At 34.5% G+C, this 695-nt stretch carries 1 protein-coding gene; it reads right to left on the bottom strand.

Annotation, left to right across the window (positions count from 1 at the left end):
* Window positions 1-57: 57 nt before the first annotated feature.
* Window positions 58-695 (bottom strand): tyrosine-protein kinase family protein (locus AC1DQW_RS27865; protein WP_477457052.1); only part of this gene is annotated, 638 nt, incomplete at its 5' end.

Here is a 695-nt window from a genome sequence, read left to right as displayed (position 1 = left end):
GTCAATTATAGATTAGTTTAGATACGCCATTATTCGAATAAACTAGGTATCGATGGCTTAATGCTTTTTACCAAACATTTTATTTATTAAACCTCCCTTGGTGTGATCATCTTCGTAATAACCATAACCGTATCCATAGCCGTAACCATAACCGTATCCATAGCCATGGCTCCGTTCCACGGCATTAAATACGATATTTAAATTCCGAAACGCCTTTTTTCTATAAAAACTGTCAATTAATCCAATCTGGTTCTTAATAGTGTAATTATGCCTAACGATAAACATAGTAGCATCAGCCCACTGAGCTAAGATTTGAGCATCAGTTACCAATCCAACGGGAGGGGCATCAAGTATTACAAAATCATATTCTTTTACTAACTCCTTAATTAAAATTTCTATCTTCCCATTTGATAATAATTCGGCAGGATTAGGAGGCACGCTTCCACTAGTAATTATGTGATAGTTTTCTTGTTGAGGAATAGGTTTAATAATATCCTTGTAGTTAATCTGCCCAATAAGATAATTGGATAATCCTTGCTGGTTTTCTATACCTAAAGCGGAGTGAAGTTTAGGCTTTCTAAGATCCAATTCTAAAATAATAACTTTCTTTTCTGTAGATGCAAGACTTGCTCCTAGATTTAATGACACAAAAGATTTACCTTCTCCACTAATATTGGAAGTAAACAGGATGACCT

It is taken from the genome of Mucilaginibacter sp. P5_A4 (assembly GCF_056400605.1).
The sequence above is the reverse complement of the archived record's forward strand: the minus strand, read 5'-3'. Positions and strand labels throughout refer to the sequence as shown.